Annotated in this window: 14 protein-coding genes and 1 tRNA gene; 11 read left to right on the forward strand and 4 right to left on the reverse strand. The window is 42.4% G+C overall.

Annotated features, from left to right (window positions below; translation table 11 throughout):
* Positions 1-151: 151 nt before the first annotated feature.
* The 3 genes from trpB to HXT32_RS00240 all read right to left on the reverse strand — a co-directional run bounded on the left by trpB (position 152) and on the right by HXT32_RS00240 (position 5779).
* Positions 152-1345 (reverse strand): tryptophan synthase subunit beta, encoded by a 1194-nt coding sequence (gene trpB / locus HXT32_RS00230; RefSeq protein ID WP_422118968.1) that lies wholly within the window; start codon positions 1343-1345, stop codon positions 152-154.
* A 575-nt stretch (positions 1346-1920) separates the two neighbouring features.
* Positions 1921-2502, reverse strand: coding sequence for a dCTP deaminase (gene dcd / locus HXT32_RS00235; protein WP_004109442.1), 582 nt, complete (start codon positions 2500-2502; stop codon positions 1921-1923).
* A 286-nt stretch (positions 2503-2788) separates the two neighbouring features.
* Positions 2789-5779 carry a cation-translocating P-type ATPase gene (locus HXT32_RS00240; RefSeq protein ID WP_004109440.1) on the reverse strand — a complete coding sequence of 997 codons (2991 nt, stop codon included), beginning with the start codon at positions 5777-5779 and terminating at the stop codon, positions 2789-2791.
* Positions 5780-6005: 226 nt separating this feature from the next.
* On the opposite strand from HXT32_RS00240, the gene rlmB reads away from it, so the two are divergent.
* Entirely contained in the window at positions 6006-7001 is a 996-nt protein-coding gene (rlmB, locus tag HXT32_RS00245) for a 23S rRNA (guanosine(2251)-2'-O)-methyltransferase RlmB (RefSeq protein ID WP_064621762.1), read from the forward strand.
* 130 nt (positions 7002-7131) lie between these two features.
* On the forward strand, positions 7132-8937 hold the full coding sequence (locus tag HXT32_RS00250) for an ABC transporter ATP-binding protein (RefSeq protein WP_422118969.1): 1806 nt from the start codon (positions 7132-7134) through the stop codon (positions 8935-8937).
* A gap of 135 nt (positions 8938-9072) precedes the next feature.
* Here HXT32_RS00250 and HXT32_RS00255 read toward each other — a convergent pair whose 3' ends face one another.
* On the reverse strand, positions 9073-10866 hold the full coding sequence (locus HXT32_RS00255) for a S1C family serine protease (RefSeq protein WP_004109433.1): 1794 nt from the start codon (positions 10864-10866) through the stop codon (positions 9073-9075).
* A gap of 185 nt (positions 10867-11051) precedes the next feature.
* Between HXT32_RS00255 and tgt the strand changes: the two genes are divergently transcribed.
* The 9 genes from tgt (at position 11052) to rbsD (ending at position 20163) form a co-directional block, all read left to right on the forward strand.
* Positions 11052-12377 (forward strand): tRNA guanosine(34) transglycosylase Tgt, encoded by a 1326-nt coding sequence (gene tgt, locus HXT32_RS00260; RefSeq protein WP_004109431.1) that lies wholly within the window; start codon positions 11052-11054, stop codon positions 12375-12377.
* A 75-nt stretch (positions 12378-12452) separates the two neighbouring features.
* Positions 12453-12535 (forward strand) — tRNA-Leu (locus tag HXT32_RS00265).
* 146 nt (positions 12536-12681) lie between these two features.
* Complete coding sequence (locus tag HXT32_RS00270; RefSeq protein WP_004109429.1) at positions 12682-13452, forward strand: alpha/beta hydrolase; 771 nt, start codon at positions 12682-12684, stop codon at positions 13450-13452.
* Positions 13453-13526: 74 nt separating this feature from the next.
* Positions 13527-13988 (forward strand): nucleoside deaminase, encoded by a 462-nt coding sequence (locus HXT32_RS00275; protein ID WP_064622043.1) that lies wholly within the window; start codon positions 13527-13529, stop codon positions 13986-13988.
* 389 nt (positions 13989-14377) lie between these two features.
* On the forward strand, positions 14378-15388 hold the full coding sequence (locus tag HXT32_RS00280; RefSeq protein WP_004109425.1) for a LacI family DNA-binding transcriptional regulator: 1011 nt from the start codon (positions 14378-14380) through the stop codon (positions 15386-15388).
* A gap of 216 nt (positions 15389-15604) precedes the next feature.
* Positions 15605-17098 (forward strand): sugar ABC transporter ATP-binding protein, encoded by a 1494-nt coding sequence (locus HXT32_RS00285; protein ID WP_033888531.1) that lies wholly within the window; start codon positions 15605-15607, stop codon positions 17096-17098.
* 171 nt (positions 17099-17269) lie between these two features.
* Positions 17270-18271 (forward strand): ABC transporter permease, encoded by a 1002-nt coding sequence (locus HXT32_RS00290; protein WP_422118970.1) that lies wholly within the window; start codon positions 17270-17272, stop codon positions 18269-18271.
* 263 nt (positions 18272-18534) lie between these two features.
* On the forward strand, positions 18535-19473 hold the full coding sequence (locus tag HXT32_RS00295; protein ID WP_422119085.1) for a D-ribose ABC transporter substrate-binding protein: 939 nt from the start codon (positions 18535-18537) through the stop codon (positions 19471-19473).
* Positions 19474-19767: 294 nt separating this feature from the next.
* The gene (gene rbsD, locus HXT32_RS00300; protein WP_004109421.1) at positions 19768-20163 is read left to right on the forward strand and encodes a D-ribose pyranase; all 396 of its coding nucleotides are present in this window, start codon (positions 19768-19770) and stop codon (positions 20161-20163) included.
* The last annotated feature ends 9 nt before the right edge of the window (positions 20164-20172 follow it).

Here is a 20172-nt window from a genome sequence, read left to right on the forward strand (position 1 = left end):
TAAAAATAAAAATAAAAATAGGCACTTCTGTATGCTATGTTAGCTACAGAAGTGCCATGTTCTTCTTCTCTTACTTTTTATTCTCACTTTATTTTGAGAATTATCTGCCTCGTTTTATTTGCTGTGTTTTATTTGTTGCTAAATTAATGATTTATAATTCAATTCCAAGATAGCGTGCTACTTGATTCACATCCTTATCTCCACGGCCGGAAACTGTTACTAAAACAATGTCATCCTTACTCATCTTTGGAACCATCTTCATAGCTTGTGCTATTGCATGTGAGCTTTCCAAAGCTGGGATGATTCCTTCAACTCTAGAAAGTGCGCGAAAAGCTTGAACTGCTTCATCATCAGTGATTGTGTAGTATTCTGCGCGACCAGAATCCTTTAAATATGAGTGTTCTGGGCCGACTCCAGGGTAATCCAATCCCGCAGAAATAGAGTAGGCTGGAAGCTCGTTACCGTCATCATCCATAAGAACATAAGTTTTCATGCCATCCGTAATGCCAACTTTTCCATTCGTCATAGTAGCAGCATTTTGAGGAGTATCAGCGCCTTTACCTGCGCCTTCAGCACCAATCAATCGTACAGACAGATCATCAATATATGCTGCAAAAGAACCAATTGCATTAGAACCGCCACCAATGCAAGCAATTACAGCATTCGGCAATCTGCCTTCCTTTTCTAGGATTTGCCTTCTCGACTCTTTGCTAATAACGCTTTGAAAATCGCGAACCATTTGTGGATAAGGGTAAGGTCCCACTGCGGAACCAACGATGTAGAAGGTATCATCCAAGTGCTGTGCATAATCCATAAATGCTGCAGTTACAGCATCTTTTAAAGTTTTTGTGCCTTCTTGAACAGCATGAACTTTTGCACCGAGCAAAGTCATTCTAAAAACGTTAAGTTTTTGGCGTTCGCAATCAAGTGCGCCCATAAAAATTTCGCATTCCATACCGAATTGTGCTGCTGCAGCAGCAGTGGCAACGCCATGCTGACCGGCTCCGGTTTCAGCGATAATGCGCTTTTTACCCATGCGCTGAGCGAGTAAAATTTGTCCGAGAACATTATTCATTTTGTGAGCGCCGAGATGGTTTAAATCTTCGCGCTTTAAATATACTTTTGCGCCGCCTAAATATTTTGTGAAAGATTCAGCATAGTATAAAGGTGTTTCGCGACCGTCGTAATCTTTTAATAATCCAGCTAATTCATTGCGGAACTCTGAATCGTCTTTGTATTGTAAGTAAGCTGCTGCTACTGCGTCGAGTGCTGGACGAATCATATCTGGTACGTACTGTCCGCCAAATTCACCGTAATACATATTTTGTTCAACTGCGTTTACCATAATTTTGCCCTTCTTGTGCGTGCCGAGGAAATCGGCATTAAGTTTGTTCTTTATTATTTTTATGTCGATTATTTTGTAAATTTGAAGGGCGTGTGCTCAGATAACAAAAAAGCTGGATGGCAGCTTATATGCCATTCAGCTCAAATAATGTTGATGATGAATCCGGCATAGCCCCGTTGATTGTTTAAAATCAGCAAGCCCACACCGATATGTGAACTCGCTTTTAACTACGCCAGCTGCGCCAGAAACGAGTATTCATGTTCATCAACCTCCAATCTTGTTGCACAAGTTTAGCCTTAGCTGTGACAATGTCAACCTTTTAGTGTTAATTCGGCGTTTCGTGCAGAAAAAATTTAACCCCGGCGTCTATGCGCCGGGGAAATAAAGGAGAGAAGAAAAGAATAAGTTTTAGGTGCTCTGCACCTGTCTTTTTGTCGACAGTATTATATAATCACACTATTCTGAGCAGAACAGTAACGCTAACTGATAATTACCTGAGAATTATCTACTTTTCTTCTAAATCTTGCTATTTTAGGAATTACTTTTCTAAAAACGGAATCATTTTTCTAAAAATATTATTCGCTTAAATCAGCGCGATAGAAATGCTCATACGAACGTGACGGAGTTGGACCGCGCTGACCTTGATAGTGCGATCCGTTAACGGCTGAACCGTATGGGTTTTCACATGGTGAGCTTAACTGGAAGAAACACATTTGACCAATCTTCATGCCAGGCCAAAGTTTAACTGGCAAAGTGCTAACGTTTGAAAGCTCCAAAGTAATATGACCTTCAAAACCTGGATCAATGAAGCCAGCTGTGGAATGTGTCAAAATACCAAGACGACCAAGCGAGCTTTTGCCTTCCAAACGTGCAGCAATAGTAGCGTCAAGTTTTACATACTCCCACGTAGCGCCGAGTGCGAACTCTCCAGGATGAAGAATCCATGGCTCGTCAGGAGCTACCTCGAACTGTTCTGTAAGTTCACCCTGATTTTCTGCAGGATCAACATACGTGTAAGCATGGTTGTTAAATAAGCGGAAAAAACGGTCGAGGCGCACGTCAATCGACGCAGGCTGTACCATTTCCGGGGTCCATGGGGTCAAATCAATATGACCCTCATCATGAGCTTTGAGAATGTCGTGATCAGACAACAGCATGACGTCAAATCTCCTTGCAATAAAGCTTATACATCAGTAACTTCATTGTTCGCACGAAATATTTATTGCTATTTTGCGCGAAAAATACAATACGCACAATTGTAGCGCGTGCCGCGGTCTGTGAGTATTCTGCAAGCTATTTCCTGAAAACAAATAAATATTCATGAGCAATCAGCAAAAAATTTTATAGAAAATAAAAACACAAAACGCGGCACAGAAACGTAGGTTATGTAAAAAACTACGTACTGTACCGCGTATTTGCAAAACAGCTTAATAATGTATTTTATTAAGCGGCAATAGTTAAGGCGTTCGCTGCTTTACGTTTTGCAATGAAACGAAGCACGCATTTACGCAATTCGGAAGCAATTAACACGACCATTGAAAGACCAAGGCACTCAAACCATTCCGTTACACTCAAAGGAACAGTGCCAAATGGCTCATTCAAGAACGGTATGTAAATTACAGCCAACTGAAGCACAATAGAAACTGCTATAGCACCCCAAAGCCAACGATTTGCAAATAAGCCTACAAATACGCTTTGTGAGTCTGAACGAGATGCTAACGCATTCAGCATTTGCGCAAACACAAGAATTGTAAAGCCCATTGTGCGAGCGTGAGTAAGCTGAGCAGCGTGATCCATAATTCCAACAGAACGGTCCGTAAAGAATCCACCTGCCAAATGCATATCCATACCGATTAACGTAATAGCAGCCATGATTATGCCGATAAATACAATATCTCCCCACATTCGTCGGTCAATAACGCTATCGGTAAGCTTTCGAGGCTTTCGATCCATTACGTCGTCAGTTTGCGGATCAACGCCCATCGCGAGTGCAGGAGCTGCATCCGTAAGCAAGTTAATCCACAAAAGCTGAGTTGCAAGCAAAGGCAAAGTTACACCAACAGAGTTTGGCTGTGTAATTCCCAGTGCGCCAGCGAAAACAACGCCGCCGAAAACAGTACAAACTTCGCCAACGTTAGAACTGAGCAAGTATCGCAAGAATTTACGAATATTGTCGAAAATTCCGCGACCTTCGCGCACTGCTGCAACAATTGTAGAGAAGTTATCGTCAGCCAAAATCATCTTGGCAGACTCTTTAGTTACTTCTGTACCAGTAATGCCCATAGCAACGCCAATATCGGCAGACTTTACGGCTGGAGCATCGTTTACGCCGTCACCAGTCATAGCAACAATGTTTCCTTGACGTTGAAGCGAAGAAACGATAGCTAACTTGTGCTCAGGGGCTACTCGCGCGTACACGCTAGTTTTACTGATAGCTTCATCAAAAGCAATATTATCGTCGTTGCGTGAAAGCAATTCGTCAAGTTCGTCGCCTGTAAGTGCATGCTCATCTTTTCCAATAATTCCAAGATCTCGAGCAATACGCGTAGCCGTAAGAGGATGGTCGCCTGTAATCATAACAGTACGGATTCCAGCGCGATGAGCTTGAGCTACACTATCTCGAACTTCAATTCGCGGAGGATCAATAATTCCAACCATACCATTCCAAATCAAATCAGATTCTAGTACGTCACTTTGTTCCGCAACGTCCGCGATTTGACCTGCAGCGTTAGAAACCATGCCATCAACTTTTGAAAGACTATCGACTCCAAGCGGCCTATAAGCCATTCCAAGCGTGCGGTAGGCTTCTCCAGAAAGACGTTCAACAGTTGCTAAAATATCTTCGCGATCGCCGTCAGTAAGCGGACGCACGGCACCAGCTACTGCAATACGCGTGCAATAAGAAAGCAACACGTCCGGAGCGCCCTTAGCGCAAACAATCAGATTTCCAGAATCTGAACCATCTTTAACAACAACAGACATACGTTTGCGTTCAGAAGTAAAAGGTACTTCCGCAACTCGAGTCAAATGAGCGTAACGTTTGTCCGCTTTTGTTTTACGAGCTGCTACTACTAGCGAAACTTCTGTAGGGTCTCCCACGGGCTGCCAACTTTTAGTAGTTTCGTCATAATGCAAATCGCCGTCGTTAGCCAAACATCCGGAGCCTAACGCGCCTAATACTTCTGTAGCAAGATTTTGTGGTACTGCTAAATCTGCGTCCGCAGAACCAATTAATATCATGCGTCCTTCAGGCTTGTAACCGCTTCCTGTAAGCTGAACTTCGCCGCTAGGTGTTACTACGCGTTCAACAGTCATCTCGTTTCGAGTTAAGGTGCCTGTTTTATCGGAGCAAATAACAGAAGCAGAACCAAGTGTTTCCACGGATGAAAGCTTTTTTACAACAGCATGATGCTTCACCATTCGTTGCACGCCAAGCGCAAGAACTACTGTCAAAATCGCAGCTAAACCTTCTGGAACAGCAGCAACAGCTAGGGAAACAGAAAGCAGCAGAGAATCAATAATATCTTGAATACTGTGGAAGCCTTCAATCAGCCACATGGAAGCAAGAACAACAGCTGCAATAATGCACACCGCAATTCCAAGAACTTTAGAAACGTGTACCATTTCTTTCTCGAGAGGTGTTGCTTCGTCATCTGATTTTGAAAGCATATCCGCGATTTTGCCAACTTGTGTGCGCATACCTGTAGAGGTGACTACAGCGCGACCGGTTCCTTGCGTAACAGCAGTTCCGTTGAAAACCATATTTGTGCGATCGCCTAAAGCTTTTGCAGACGAAAGCGTATTCGGACGTTTGCTTACTGCAACAGATTCGCCTGTAAGACTTGCCTCAGCTACGCGTAATGAAGCCGCTGCTATAAGTCGACCGTCTGCAGACACGGCATCTCCTTCGCCAAGCACTAAGATATCGCCTGGCACAACTTCTGCAGTATTAATGCGCACCACGCTACCATCGCGCAAAACTGAAGTTTGCGGAGCACTCATTCTAGCTAAAGCTTCGACTGCTTCTTCTGCTCGCGACTCTTGAATGTAGCCAAGCACTGCGTTTGCAATCAAAATAATGATAATTACGATTGAATCAAACGGCAGAATCTCTCCACCGCTGTTTCCTTTATGTTGTGCGCGCTCAACAAACCACGCAATTGCAGAAATAATAGTTGCTGCAATAAGCAAGTAAACGAGCGGATCTTTAAATTGATCAAGGAACCGTTTCCATGCTGGAATTTTAGGAGCAGCAGCAAGTGCATTTGGGCCGAATTGATTAAGTCTTTTTGCAGCTTCCTCAGAGCTTAAACCGCATGTAATATCTACGTTAAGTGATTTAGCTACTTGCTGAACATCGCACAATGATGGATCTTTGCTATTAGCTGAAGAGTCAGCTGTTTTATTGGATTGATCAAGAGCGTGATCAACCATATCTTCCCCCTTGGGAGTGCCGCGGAGTAGTCAATAATCGCAATGCTAACGCTATTTTTAGCGCTTCGTATTGTAACTATTGCGCGGTTGTGGAATATTGCAATAGTTTGCAACAATTAAGTACCGTTCTATTATGCCATACAACGCGCCGAGCTTAGAATCAGCAGACTTTGCCAGCTTCAGAAAGCTATTAAACAATGCCTTGGGGGCATGTGAGAATAGGAGTATGACTACGAAAAAAGGGCCGACCAAGGGGTCGGGTGGAAAACATCGCAATGCTTTGCGCGGAAAAGGTCCTACTCCGAAGGCTGAAGATCGCGTGTATCACAAAGCTTATTTTGCTAAGAAAGCTGCTATTAAGCGCACATTTGCAGATCCGCGTTTGGCTGCGCGCCGCAGAGTGGATAAGCTTGGTAGTGATTCAGATGAGTTAGTAATTGGTCGCAATGCTGCTTTAGAGGCGTTAAGAGTTGGAGTTCCAAGCACTCAATTGTATGTGGCTAATCGCATTGAGCATGACGATCGCACGCGCGAAATCGTGAAGTTAGCAGGCATGCAGGGTTTGCGTTTGCTTGAAGCGGATCGCCTTGAAATGGATCGTATTGCGCATAGTACGAATCATCAGGGCATTATTTTGAAAGTTCAGCCTTACCAGTATCACTCTTTGCAAGAATTGGTTGAACGAGCGGAAAAGAAGGCGCGCGCAATGGAAGCTGCTGATTCAGATTCTGCTCGCATTAATGCTCGACCATTGTTTATTGCTTTGGATGGCGTTACGGATCCTCAAAATTTGGGTGCTGTTATTCGTTCTGCAGCAGCTTTCGGTGCTAATGGTGTGATTTTGCCTGAGCGCAGAAGTGCTTCCGTAACTGCTGCTGCTTGGAAGGTTTCTGCTGGTGCTGCAGCTCATTTGCCAGTTGCTAGAGTTGTTAATTTAAATAAGGCAATTCAAGGTTTGCGAGAGCGCGGATGGTATGCAATTGGTCTTGATGGCGGCGGCGATAAGCTTGTTGGAGAAACTGGCTTTGAAACTGATCCGTTAGTTGTTGTGCTCGGCTCTGAAGGTAAGGGCATGAGTCGCCTTACGAGAGAAGCGTGCGATGCTATTGCTGGAATCCCAATTTCTAGCGCGGTTGAATCTCTTAACGCTTCTGTTGCAGCAGGCATCAGTTTATACGCTGTTGCTAACGCTCGTCGTTTGGCTGCATTGAATCAAAACTGAAATTTTCAAACTTTAAAATCACGCTTGCACTGTATTGTTACGGTGTTAGCGTGATTTTATTTGGTTGGGGCTTTGGATTTGCTGAAGTTTAGTACTTACGCAATTTTGAAAGAAATAATTAAATAGAAATATGCATATTAGCGAAAATACTATAGAAGAAAATAAAACACTTATGAACGAAAATACTGTTACAAATACAGGTACAAATACGAACACAAGTACGTCAAAAACAAAAAAAACTTTAAATGTGACAAAAACTTTAAAAACAACAAATAAATTATGGTTCGTAAAGAATGCTCGTTCGCTTATTTTTATTGCATACCTATCTGTCGTCGTAGCAGTTATGTGCTTCCACGAGCCTTGGTTTGATGAAGCTCAAAGTTGGCTTATTGCACGCGATTCTTCGTTTGCTGATTTGTTAACTCTTCGACCACATTATGAAGGCCATCCGCCGCTTTGGACTTTGCTTCTTTCCATACCTGCAAAAACAGGAGTTCCATACGAAATTGGTCTTAAAGGCGTGCAACTTCTATGCACTGCGCTTTTGGGTGGCTGGCTTATTTTCCGCGCGCCTTTTAGTAAATTGGCTGTGTTTTTGCTTCCGTTTACGTATTTTTTGTGCTTCCAATATGGCGTTACTTCACGCCCGTATGCTCTTCTTTGCGCAGCTTTGTTCATGGTTGCGCATTATTGGAAACAATCTGATTCTAAGTCTTCTGATACTTGGAAACTCGCTTTAAGTCTTGTACTTTTATGTGCAATCAGCGCGTATGGCATTGCTTTAGCAGCAGGTTTTGCTTTTGCGTGGATTTGGAGAGTTGTAAAATCTGCAGGAATTAAAAAAGCCTTCGCTGAAATAGTCTCTAACACTAACAGATTAGTAAGCTGGATAATCCTTGCTTTAGTTGGAATTGCAAGCATTATTTGCATTTGGCCTGCTGCTAACGCTTTCGCATCGCGTGAAACATTCGACGGAAATTCTCCTCTTACGCAATTCTTGTCATTTATTTTCGTTATGCCATCAGAAAGTATGTTCACTCAATTTGCCGGCGATGTTTCTTTACGTAGACTTATGCTAAGCGTACCTTCCGCGATTATTTGCGTTATTATTTCGATTTTAATATGGTCTTTCGCTGTAAGAATCGCTTATCGAAGAGGCATGCTTGTTTCTTTGATACTTCCTTACTTGACTTTTGCGGCAATTGCCACGCAATATTTCACTTTGCATCACGCAGGAATCGTTTTTGCATTCTTCGTATCTCAACTTTGGATGTGTATTGCGCGTAAGCCACTGGAATCTAAAGATATTCCGGCGATTATTTTTAGGTTGTTCAAAGCTGCAAATAAAGCTGAAAATAGCAATAGTAAATCTGCAAGTAAATCTGCCGGAAGTAAAGTTATTGCTGGCATTATTATTGTTGTTTTATTGTCCCCAAGCTTGATTTGGAACGTGTATTCTTGCGTTAACGATATTCGATTCGACTATTCGGGCTCGCGTGCACTTGCGCAATTTATTAAGCAAAATCATGCTGAAAACATGCGATTCGTAACGTCTTGGCTACATCAAGATGAAAAAACGGATAAACAAGGTAATGTTATCGTTCCTGAATTTGAAGATATTCATCAATATTCGTGGCAGCTTATTACAGCAAATCCTTATTTCTCAAAGAATCTTATTGATTGCAGTTATAAGAATAGCTCGTTTATTACAAATGAGCAGCCATCTCAAGAACAGGCATCAAATGAAATGGGTGCTTGCAAAGCAAAGAAAGAACCTAAATTCTTTGTCACAGAATCAGATAAGCCTTGGTATTATTTTGTGTATTTAAACTACAATATCGACCATTATACTGAGCATACTATTGCTAAAACAAAATCATCTTGGAAAGCAGGAGTCTCAGAAGGAAGAATTATTGTATATGAGCGCAAAAAATAATTAGCGCATTTATATAATTATATTTAAATATATTTAATTACATTATGAAAATGCCCCTGCGTAAGTTAACTAACTTATTTAGGGGCATTTTTATTACAGTGTCTTACTTTTTAATAGTAAAACATGCGGTTTTATTTACCAGAAACCGAATGGATCAAATATTCCACCATCGTCACCATCGTCATCTCCACGTTGTTGTAAATCGTCATCGTCACCATCGTACGAGTTACTTCCGCGTTTTTTACCAGGCTTCTTTTGGTTTTTCTTTAATTTCTTTTCTTGCTTATTTGTGCCATTAACAGCAGTTTCTTCTTGGTTGAATGTAACTTGCAACTTAAGTGTGTTGCCGTTACGAACTATTGTGAGCGTAGCTTTTTGATTGAACGCTGTTGCTCTCACATACCCGAGGAGTGCGTAATTATTGGATACAGGCTTATCGTCAAAGGCAACAATAGTGTCATTGGCTTTGAGTCCGGCTTTTTCAGCAGGGCTTCCTTGATTGACAGAAACAATTTGAGCTCCTCCGCGAGTAATTCCTTCGGACTCAACTGCTGTGCTTTTAATCATGATCCCTAGTGCTACGTGCTTTACAGAACCATTCTTAATAATTTCTGTAACTACTCGTTTCACCAGATTTGCTGGAATTGCAAAGCCGATGCCGATAGATCCTGTAGTCTCCCCTTGAGCTGATGTCGCTGCAATAGAAGAATTAATACCTATGACCTTTCCGGCAGCGTTAAAAGTTGGGCCGCCTGAATTTCCTGGATTAATAGCTGCATCAATTTGTACTGCATTAGTTACAATTTCAGAGCGGCTTTGGTCGTCCATAACTGATACTGGACGATTTAAAGCCGAAACAATGCCTGTGGTAGCTGTATCGTCATATCCAAGCGGATTTCCGATTGCCATAACCGGTTCGCCAACGGAAAGCAGATTAGAATCTGCAAATTGGACTGTCTTTAAATTATTTGGTGAATTGTCTAATTTAAGTACTGCCAAATCAGTAGTTTTATCTGCTCCGACTAATGTAGCTGAATAAATTTGACCATTAGAAAGGGTTACTTGAATTTCTTTTGCATTAGCAATTACGTGATTGTTTGTTACAACATAACCTTTTGAATCAATAATTGCTCCAGAACCCTTCCCCATGCCTTTCTCTAAACGAGTTTGTATAGAAACAACGGCTCCGGAAACATTTTTTGCAACTCCTTGCCAATCCGGAGATTGTCCGCCTTTAACTACTGCGGTCCCAGGGCCAGAAGAATGAGAGCCGATGTTTGCGAAAGAGCCGCTTTGTGGAATTGAAATAAGACCTTGCGAGATTACAAATAGAACTACAACTACGCAAACTATTGCAGAAATTGCGGAGGATAAAATGGCAACAAAAGCAGTTGACGAAGAGCTTTTTGTTTTTCTTTTGTTACCTTTTTTGTTTGTGTCGTTTGTATTTGCTGCATTTGTGCTAATAATGCTTGTTTTTGCTATATTTTCATTTTCTTCGTTACTTGCATTATTGTTAAAATTCTGTTGCGCTGGTGTTTGATTGCCAACTTCATTATTTGGGTAAGAATTATTGTCTGTGCCGTAATTATACGGATTTCCGAAGCCGTTAAAATTATTATTTCCGTAGTAATTTTGTGATCCAATGTATTGCGTAGGAGCATTGTTGATATTTGTATTATCCGCATCGTTATTTTGGTTTACGGCGTAATTGTTAGCTGGATACTGTGTAGTGTTTGTACCAACTTCATTTTCGTTATTTGTTGGGCCGTAAGCTCCGAATTCAGGAGCTGGGCTATATGTTTGTGCTGGTTGCGTTGTTTGCGTTGGTTGTGCTGGTTGCGTCGGTTGTTCCTGCTGCTCGTAATATCCATTATTTGCAGTTTCATTGGATTCCTGCTGATTTGCACCATACATATCGTCAGCCATTCATCCTCCTTACAAAAGACTCTTAACACACCATAATAAACCATGCCATTATCTATGTAAGAGATAGTATGTTTTTTTATAATTTTTTAAATAATTTGCCTTGTAAATTTCATAAATTTTGCAAATTAATTTGGATATTGTCACAGAAAAATATAAATTGTGTGTGTTTTTTATTTATACTCGTCATGCCTTCTAATAAAGTAAATGCTATGACAAGTCTTCTTGAACATCCACGCGGAGCTGAGCCTGGGAAGCCTGGTGACCGCAAAGAATTTTCGTTTACAACTAAAACGCGACTTTCCAATACTGCTGAAGGTAAAGGTCGTGACGGTGCTCGCTATGGGCGCACCGGCGTAATTCACACGCCTCACGGAGATATTCAGACCCCAGCATTTGTACCTGTTGCAACGCAAGCTGCAATGAAGGCAGTGTTGCCAGAAAGCATTAAGGATTTGGGCGCTCAGTGCATGCTTTCAAACGCTTTTCATTTGTACGAACGTCCTGGCGCGGATGTTCTTGACGAAGCTGGCGGATTGGGAAAGTTTATGAACTGGGATAAGCCAACCTTTACGGATTCTGGCGGTTTTCAGGTTCTTTCTTTGGGTGCTGGTTTTAAGAAGACCCTTGCAATGGACGTTACTGGCATGAAGTCGGATGATGTTATTGCAGCCGGTAAGGAGCGTATGGCTTTTGTTGACGAGGATGGCGTAACTTTTAAGTCTCCTCTTAACGGAGCTAAGCACCGTTTTAGTGCTGAAATTTCTATGGGAATCCAGCATAAGCTGGGCGCGGATATTATGTTTTCTTTCGACGAGCTTACTACTTTGATGAATACTCGCCGATATCAAGAGGAATCTGTAGAGCGCACTTTCCGCTGGGCAAAGCGTTGTGTTGCAGAGCATCAGCGTTTAACCGAGGAGCGTGTAGGCAAGCCGTATCAAGCATTGTATGGCGTTGTGCAGGGTGCTAATTATGAGGATTTGCGTAGGCATGCGGCCGAGCAGATTGCTTCTTTAGATTTTGATGGCGTAGGCATTGGTGGCGCTATTGAGAAGCGAATTATTGGTGATACTTGCGCTTGGATTTGCGATGCTATGCCGGAAAATCGCCCACGCCACGTGCTTGGTATTGCAGCCGTGGATGATATTTTTGCTTGCGTTGAAAACGGCGGAGATACTTTCGACTGCGTGGCTCCAGCTCGCTGCGGAAGAAACGGAGCAATTTTTACTCGTCATGGTCGCTACAACGTAAAACGTGCAGAGTTTAAGCATGATCAGCGTCCGCTTGAAGAAGGCTGCGATTGCTACACTTGCACGCATTATTCCAGAATGTATGTGGATCATTTGTTGCGCGCTAGTGAAATGAATGGATTTACGCTTGCAACCATTCATAATGAGCGTTTCTTTGTGAAGCTGCTCGACGATATTCGAGCTTCTATTGACGGCGGATATTTTGAAGAGTTCCGCGATGAGACTCTTGCACACTATTACGAAAACGGTTCTAAAGGCTGAGAGTAGTTTTGAGCGCAAAATGCTAGGTTAAATATTGCGAATTTATGTTAAATATGATAGCCTTGCACTTTGTATGCGAACGTGGCGGAATGGTAGACGCGCTGTCTTCAGGTGGCAGTGAGCGTATGCTCGTGCGGGTTCAAGTCCCGCCGTTCGCACTAGTTAAAAAGGCTGGAATTGCAAGGGCTTTGCCTCTTACTATTCTGGCCTTTTGTGCAAATATAAGGCAACTATATTGCAACTGCAATGCAAAAAAGTGCGAGTATTGTACAAACTTTTATTTATTACAAGCGACGGTGATGTAATGAACACTAACGATGAACTAAATATCAATAATGTAGGTGACAATTCTTACGATCCACATATTGGTCGCGAATCTCACGTTGTGCCGGGTCGTTTTGGTGAGCCTTTAAAAGTTATGAATGCACAGTATTCGCAAGGGAATGCTTCAGCTCATCCAACGCATCCGCTGCTTTTGCTCCTTCACGGTTGGGGTTCTAACGAGGAAGATTTATTGGATTTGTTGCGAGTAGTTGCACCATATAATGATGCAATCGCTTTACGTGCTCCACTTAAGCTGGCAGAAGGCGCTTACAGTTGGTTCCACGATGCTGTGCCGCAGCGAGAAGATTTAGATTACGATATGTATGCTGCTGCTGTAGCAATTGACGAATGGGTGCATGAAAATATTCCAGCGAATCGCGACATTGTGCCATTTGGTTTTTCGCAAGGCGCTGCGCTCGCGGTGCACGTTTTGCGTTTGAATCCTTCGCGCTACCGTGCGGCCGTTTCGCTTTCCGGGTTCATAGCGCCTAGTGTTCCTGCTTCCTCGGAAGAAATCGCATTACAAGATAACGATTTAGCTGAGCGTAATACTCCTGTATTTTTCGGCTACGGATTAGAGGATGGCGTGATTCCTCCTTACGAATTCTCGGCTGCTGCAGCGTGGCTTGAGGAGCACACTTGGCTTGAAGAACGTCGTTATCGCGGGTTGGATCACGCTGTTGATATGAACGAAATTGGCGATATTCGCAAGTGGTTCGTAACTCACGATATTTCTTCTGGGCTTATGTAAATTTACTTAGATTTATGTAAATTTATTCGATTTTGTTTTTTCTTAATCTGTAAATTAATTTGTAAAGTGATTTCATGAATATGCGCGATGAGATAGTATTTGCAATGAATCAAGCCTTGAATTTGGCTCGAGAGTCTGCTTCTGCAGGCGAAGTCCCAGTTGGAGCAGTTGTGCTTGATGGTAGCGGTAATATTATTGGCAAAGGCGCAAATATGCGAGAGCAGAGCGCTGATCCTTTGGCTCATGCTGAAGTGCTTGCTATGAAAGATGCTGCTACCTCGCGTAAATCTTGGAATCTATCTGACTGTACTCTGGTAGTAACTCTTGAACCTTGCCCTATGTGTGCTGGAGCTGTGCTGCAAACGCGCCTTAAACGCGTGATTTTCGGGGCGTGGGATGCCAAACTTGGTGCGTGTGGTTCTGTATGGGATATTTTGCGAGATCCTCATGTTGGCTCACGTCCGGAAGTCATTGGTTCAGTATGCGAATCTGAGTGTGCTCAACCCTTGCGAAACTTTTTTGCGCATCAACGTTAGATAAGTGTTGCATTATTTTTTAATGTTGCGTTTAATTCAAGATAACGCAGTGCATGAAAAGTAATTTTTAGCGTGTTCCCCTTGTGTTCATTCTAGCAAAATGTTATAGTTGCGGTAACGTTACCGCATGAGGTAAGTTGAAGAAACCGACAATTGTGGGAACGTTATCTCAATTGCGGATTCTATTCAGCGCTGATGAAGCTGCTCATTGAGAATAAGATTGCACAGAGGCTCTTATGCATGGTTGCATAGTGCTGTTTTTCTCCAACGAGAGGAGTATATGGAAAAACGTAGTATAAAACATGGAGTACAAGCTAAAATCAAAACATATCGATAACAGTGCAAAATTGTTAACACTGGTTGAGCATAAGAGATGAGCTGGAGGTGTCATGTCGTACATTACGATTCGCGATGTTGCGCAACGTGCTGGTATATCAGTATCAACTGTTTCTCGCGCATTGAATAATACGGGTCGTATATCGGCAAACACTAAGGCGAAAGTTGAGCGTGCAGTTGCGGAACTAGGTTATATACCAGATTCTCGCGCTCAGGCGATGCGGTCATCTCGTACTAAGACAGTGGGGCTACTTGTGCCAGATATACGCAATGCGTATTTTGCTGAGCTTGCGTATACTGTGCAAGACTCGTTGTTTGATGCCGGCTATTGTGCGTTTATTGGAACATCTTCTGAGAGTGCAGCTCGTCAAGATTCATTCATTACAAGTATTCTTTCTCAACGCATTGATGGTGCGATTATTGTGCCTCAAGGTGAGGAAACTGATGCTATGAGAATGTTGATGGAGCAGCATCTTCCACTTATGTTTATGGATCGACATGTGGAGTCTCGGACTGGCGATTTGACGCATGTGCCAGTTGTGGATTCGGATCCAGAGCAAGGTATTCGTGAAGCATTATTGGATGTTAAACAACATGGTTTTTGCTCAGTTGGCTACGTGTCGGGTCCAATTATCGCTTCACCGTCACTGCAAGAACGTGAACAAGTATTTCGTACAGTGGCTTCGGAGATATTTGGCGAAGAACATGTATTTGTAGAATCTACGGGATTTGAACAATCCTCATGCGCTAGCGTGTTGCATCGCATGATTAGCGTTGGTGTAAAAGCACTTATTGTCGGTTATTCGCCAGATGCGCTGCGAGTGATGGATGTAATGGCTCGTGAAGGATTAGTGATAGGCAGTGACATTTCACTTATCTCGTTTGATGATGTTGAAATATTCCGCTTAGCAACGCCGCGTATTTCTACTATTTCGCAACAAGTTCAGCGCATTGGTCGTACTAGTGCCGCACTTTTTTTGGATATGTTAGAACATAATGTTGATGTTCAATCGCAGCGAGTAGAAACTATGTATATTCCGCGTGAATCGTTAGGAAATGCGTAGCTGTAAGGCTGTTATTCTATAGCTTGACACTATTGTTATTGATTTTTGTACCGTGACTTTGTAAGCGTGTGCAGCAATCACCTGAGCGTACCGTTGTTGTTACGTTTTTGCATGCACATTGCGGCATAATTCTCATCCAAAGTACAAGCGTAATGTAGCGTAATTTATTGCATTTTCGTGGCAGCAGTGGTGCTGTAGCGAAGAAAGAGGTAAGACATGACGGAACTATCGCTAGTAGGAGTATCGAAAATATTCGGTAATTCTACGGTAGTTGACAATGTGTCTGTAACAGTAAAACCAGGTGAAGTGCATGTTCTCCTTGGTGAAAATGGTGCGGGCAAGTCAACAGTTATTAAGATGATGAGCGGCATTTATCAGCCAGATAAAGGTCATATTGAGATCAATGGTGAAACAGCGCGAATTCCTAATGTGGATACTGCTCGCAAATTGGGCATTGCTGTGATTCACCAAGAGTTAAATTTGGTGCCAGAACTTTCTATTATGGAAAATTTGTTCCTTGGTATGCTTCCTACGAAAGCTGGTTTTGTTAGTCGGGCGACGATGCGTGCTCGTGCGGAATCTGCATTGCAAGTTATCGGTTTAGATGAAGATGTCAATAAGCCAATGGGACAACTTGGTGTAGCTCGTCAACAGATGGTAGAAATAGCCAAAGCACTTATGCAGCATGCATCTATCCTTATTCTTGATGAACCAACAGCTGCTCTAACAAAACCAGAATGTGAACAGTTATTTAACATTATGGAAGATTTAAAATCCAAAAATGTTGGAATGGTGTTTATTTCTCATCATTTAGATGAAATTGCGCGTATTGGTGATGTTGTAACCGTACTTCGCGATGGCAAATACGTCGATACTGTTGATGCGCAAGTTCCTGAGAAGGAACTTGTAAAACTCATGGTAGGTCGTGATATTACAAATCAATTCCCTCATGGCAAACGTAGTCAAGGCAAAGAGCTGCTAAAAGTAGAAGGCTTAACGCGAAAAGGTACGTTAGAAAATGTATCCTTCAGCGTTCATGCTGGCGAAGTTGTGGGTCTTGCAGGTTTGGTAGGTGCTGGTCGTACCGAAGTTCTTCGTGCAATATTTGGTGCAGATAGTTATGATTCAGGTTCAATAACTGTTGATGGTAAATCTATTGCAAAAGCGAATATTGCAGGAAGCATCGCAGCTGGTCTTGGTTTAGTCCCAGAAGATCGTCGAGTACAAGGGTTGATTCTTGAAGCATCTGTTGCAGAAAATTTGGGAATTTCTACATTAGTTCCTACAGCACATGCAGGATTTGCGGATTTGAAAGGGCAGCGTACTCGCGAGGAAGAAACTGCAAAAAAATTGCGTATTCGTATGGCAAACATTGATCAACTCGCTGGTTCGCTATCTGGCGGTAATCAACAAAAAATCGTGTTCGGCAAATGGTCTATGGCGAACGTGAAAGTGCTATTGCTGGATGAGCCTACTCGTGGTGTTGATGTTGGTGCTCGTGTAGAAATTTACGAGTTGATTAACAGTATCGTAGAAAATGGAGGTGCTGTGCTGATGGCATCCTCAGATTTGCCTGAAGTGCTTGGTATGTCAGATCGCGTATTGGTGATGTCGAACGGCAGAATCAGCGGTGAATTAGCTGCAAGCGAGGCTACGCAGGAAAGTGTGATGGAACTTGCAGTGACTCACCTTAATACATCTGGTATTTGAGCATACAGGAATGAGTAAAACCTTACTGCTTTCAATATGAAACTGATACATGAGCCATATTGAAATCTTAAAAATTAAAGTTACCAATCAAACGTAAAACTTGCATACAACAATTTATTGCACACAGCAGTGCAGTGAGTTATAGCAAAATTTGTTAAAGGAGTATAAATTATGGCTGCTACGAGTAGTGCAAAATCTGAGCATTTGGGATACGGTGCAGTTGATAAAGGATTTTTGCCTGCAGCGAAAAAGTTTGCATCACGCAATGGTGCTCTTATCGGCTTGATTATCTTGTGTGCTGCGCTTTCGTGCGCCACGCCAGCATTTTTGACAAGTGTGAATATTCTCAATGTGGGTATTCAAGCTGCGACAGTTGCTATTTTGGCATTCGGTCAAACCTTTGTTATCGTGTCCGCTGGTATTGATTTGTCAGTAGGTGCGGTGGCTGCAATTTCTAGTATGTTGGTTGCGTATACAGGCGTTTCTATGGGTTTGCCACCAGTGTTAACTGTTGTTGTAGGCATAGTAACCGGTGCGCTTTTTGGTCTTATTTCAGGTGTTGCAAACGCTTTTCTTAAGTTACCGTCGTTTATTGCTACATTGGCAATGATGTCTGTTGCGCGTGGACTTACCCTTGTTGTTTCAGACGGTCGTCCTATTTCCACTTCTGGCATGGTGAATTTCTTTGGTGCCAACATATTAGGTATTCCAATGCCAATTGTGATGATGATTATCATGGGTGTTATTGCTGCAATAATACTGAACTTCACCACTACTGGTCGTTCTATGTATGCTGTTGGTGGAAATATGGAGGCTTCTCGCCTTTCTGGTATCAATATTCATAAAACACAAATTATGGTATTTGTTTTTTCCGGTATTTTCGCTGCCATCGCTGGTTTAGTTATTGCCGGTCGTTTACATTCCGCTCAGCCTCAGGCTGCCACTGGCTATGAAATGGATGCTATTGCTTCTGTTGTTATCGGTGGTGCTTCGCTTTCGGGCGGTAAAGGTAAGATTTCTGGCACTTTCGTAGGAGCAATTTTGCTGGCTGTAATTCGTAATGGCTTGAATATTTTGAATGTTTCCTCCTTCTGGCAGCAAGTAGTTATTGGTTTGGTTATTGCCTTTGCTGTGAGCCTTGACACTTTGCGCCGCAAGGAAGATACGCACTGACAGCAAATTAATACTTTTTATAAACTTGATCTTCTCGTAGGAAGGAGGTGAATCTTGCAAATGTTGATTCGTAAGTGGCGAGTAATCAATATTTTCAGCAAGAATTGAGACGATTTGGAATATTATAACTGAACTTTATAACTCAAAACTACGTAACAATAAGGTAAAGAGATGGTGAAACATCAGCCTTATGCCACTGCAACATTGCGGATTTATCGAACTAAAACTTGCGGTAGCACAGGGCAATAATCAAAGGAGATATGATGAATTATCCAATTATGCGTCGAGGTGTAAAGATTGCTTGCGCGGTTGCAGCAGCATCTGCACTTATTGTCAGCATGAGTGCATGTGGTAGTACTAATGGTGGCGATAAAGTCGCATTGTTAGTTTCTACTTTGAACAATCCGTTCTTTGTGGATTTGCGTGATGGTGCCCAAGCTGAAGCAAAGAAACTTGGTGTTGATTTGCAAGTTTCCGACGCTCAGAATGATTCTGCAAAGCAGCAGGATCAAGCGCAGAATGCTCAATCACAAGGTGCAAAAGCTGTTATTATTAACCCTGTAGATTCTGATGCTGCTGGTCCTGCAGTTGCCCCGTTGCTAAGCGCGAACTTGCCTGTGATTTCTGTTGACCGTTCTGTAACTGGTGAAAAAGTTACTTCGCATATTGCTTCCGATAACGTTGCTGGTGGTGCTCAGGCTGCTGACACGCTAGCTAATAGTATGGGCGAAAAGGGTGAAGTTTTGGTTTTGCAAGGTATTCCTGGAGCGGCTTCTACTCGCGACCGTGGCAAAGGATTCAAAGATCGTATTAAGAAATATTCAAATATTAAAGTTGTAGCAGAACAAACTGCTAACTTTGACCGTGCTGAAGCATTAAATGTGGCTACTAATTTGTTGCAATCGCACCCGAATGCAACCGGCATTTACGCCGAAAATGACGAGATGGCATTAGGTGCCATTCAAGCATTAGGAGCTAAAGCTGGTAAAGAAATTAGAGTAGTCGGTTTCGATGGCACTGCTGACGGTATGAAAGCTATTAAGGCCGGCACAATGGCTGGAACAATTGCTCAGCAGCCAAAGGAACTTGGTCGTTCTGCCGTTGCTGCTGCTGTAAAAGCTATTAAGGGGCAAAGTGTTCCAAAGACTGAACCAATTACTGTGAAAACAGTGACAGTAAAGAATGTGGGTGATTTTGAGTAATACATATTTGCATAAAACTATGTAATTCTGTATATAAACATTAAAGTTTATGTTGAGTAGTTTTATGGATTAATATAGCTAATGCAAAATTTATATGGTGTTGAGAGCATTCATGATGCTTTCGTGAAAATAATCGCAACAGTAAAATTTATTAATACCGTATGCTTTAGTGTTCTCAACGCCATTGTTTTCTTAATAAGATTTTTTATCATATATGTTCGTGGTGGCGCACTTGTTATGAAGGTGATGATCATTGTTGATGTCACTTTCATGAGCCACGATATGGGGTGAATTATGTTAACTCATGGTATCTTGAACGCACAATTAGCAGCTGCTATTGCAAAATTGAGGCATAAGGATCAATTTGTTGTTTCTGACTGTGGCTTGCCTGTCCCAGCGGGCGTAGAAGTTATTGATTTAGCTTTGGTTTTTGGAATACCGCGATTTCCTGATGTGCTTGCATCAATAAAGGATGATCTTGTTCTTGAGTCTGGTATTATGGCGGAAGAAGCTTGTGATGATGTTCCAGAAACATGGATCAAGGATTTGCTTGGTGTGCCATTGACTTATGTGCCGCATGATGGCGAACGAGGGTTTAAGGCTCTTGTTTCGCAAGCTAAATTCGTGATTCGAACGGGTGAGACTACTCCGTATTCTAACGTGTTGCTGCGTTGTGGCGTTCCATTCTAAGCTTTGTTT

This window comes from Gardnerella sp. DNF00747 (assembly GCF_049262675.1).
GTDB lineage: Bacteria > Actinomycetota > Actinomycetes > Actinomycetales > Bifidobacteriaceae > Bifidobacterium > Bifidobacterium swidsinskii.

What these genes read in the sequence shown, in the direction of transcription:
- trpB (WP_422118968.1), bottom strand. Translation starts at nt 1,345, where the DNA reads ATGGTAAACGCAGTTGAACAAAATATGTATTACGGTGAATTTGGCGGA.
- dcd (WP_004109442.1), bottom strand. Translation starts at nt 2,502, where the DNA reads ATGCTGTTGTCTGATCACGACATTCTCAAAGCTCATGATGAGGGTCAT.
- HXT32_RS00240 (WP_004109440.1), bottom strand. Translation starts at nt 5,779, where the DNA reads ATGGTTGATCACGCTCTTGATCAATCCAATAAAACAGCTGACTCTTCA.
- rlmB (WP_064621762.1), top strand. Translation starts at nt 6,006, where the DNA reads ATGACTACGAAAAAAGGGCCGACCAAGGGGTCGGGTGGAAAACATCGC.
- HXT32_RS00250 (WP_422118969.1), top strand. Translation starts at nt 7,132, where the DNA reads ATGCATATTAGCGAAAATACTATAGAAGAAAATAAAACACTTATGAAC.
- HXT32_RS00255 (WP_004109433.1), bottom strand. Translation starts at nt 10,866, where the DNA reads ATGGCTGACGATATGTATGGTGCAAATCAGCAGGAATCCAATGAAACT.
- tgt (WP_004109431.1), top strand. Translation starts at nt 11,052, where the DNA reads ATGCCTTCTAATAAAGTAAATGCTATGACAAGTCTTCTTGAACATCCA.
- HXT32_RS00270 (WP_004109429.1), top strand. Translation starts at nt 12,682, where the DNA reads ATGAACACTAACGATGAACTAAATATCAATAATGTAGGTGACAATTCT.
- HXT32_RS00275 (WP_064622043.1), top strand. Translation starts at nt 13,527, where the DNA reads ATGAATATGCGCGATGAGATAGTATTTGCAATGAATCAAGCCTTGAAT.
- HXT32_RS00280 (WP_004109425.1), top strand. Translation starts at nt 14,378, where the DNA reads ATGTCGTACATTACGATTCGCGATGTTGCGCAACGTGCTGGTATATCA.
- HXT32_RS00285 (WP_033888531.1), top strand. Translation starts at nt 15,605, where the DNA reads ATGACGGAACTATCGCTAGTAGGAGTATCGAAAATATTCGGTAATTCT.
- HXT32_RS00290 (WP_422118970.1), top strand. Translation starts at nt 17,270, where the DNA reads ATGGCTGCTACGAGTAGTGCAAAATCTGAGCATTTGGGATACGGTGCA.
- HXT32_RS00295 (WP_422119085.1), top strand. Translation starts at nt 18,535, where the DNA reads ATGAATTATCCAATTATGCGTCGAGGTGTAAAGATTGCTTGCGCGGTT.
- rbsD (WP_004109421.1), top strand. Translation starts at nt 19,768, where the DNA reads ATGTTAACTCATGGTATCTTGAACGCACAATTAGCAGCTGCTATTGCA.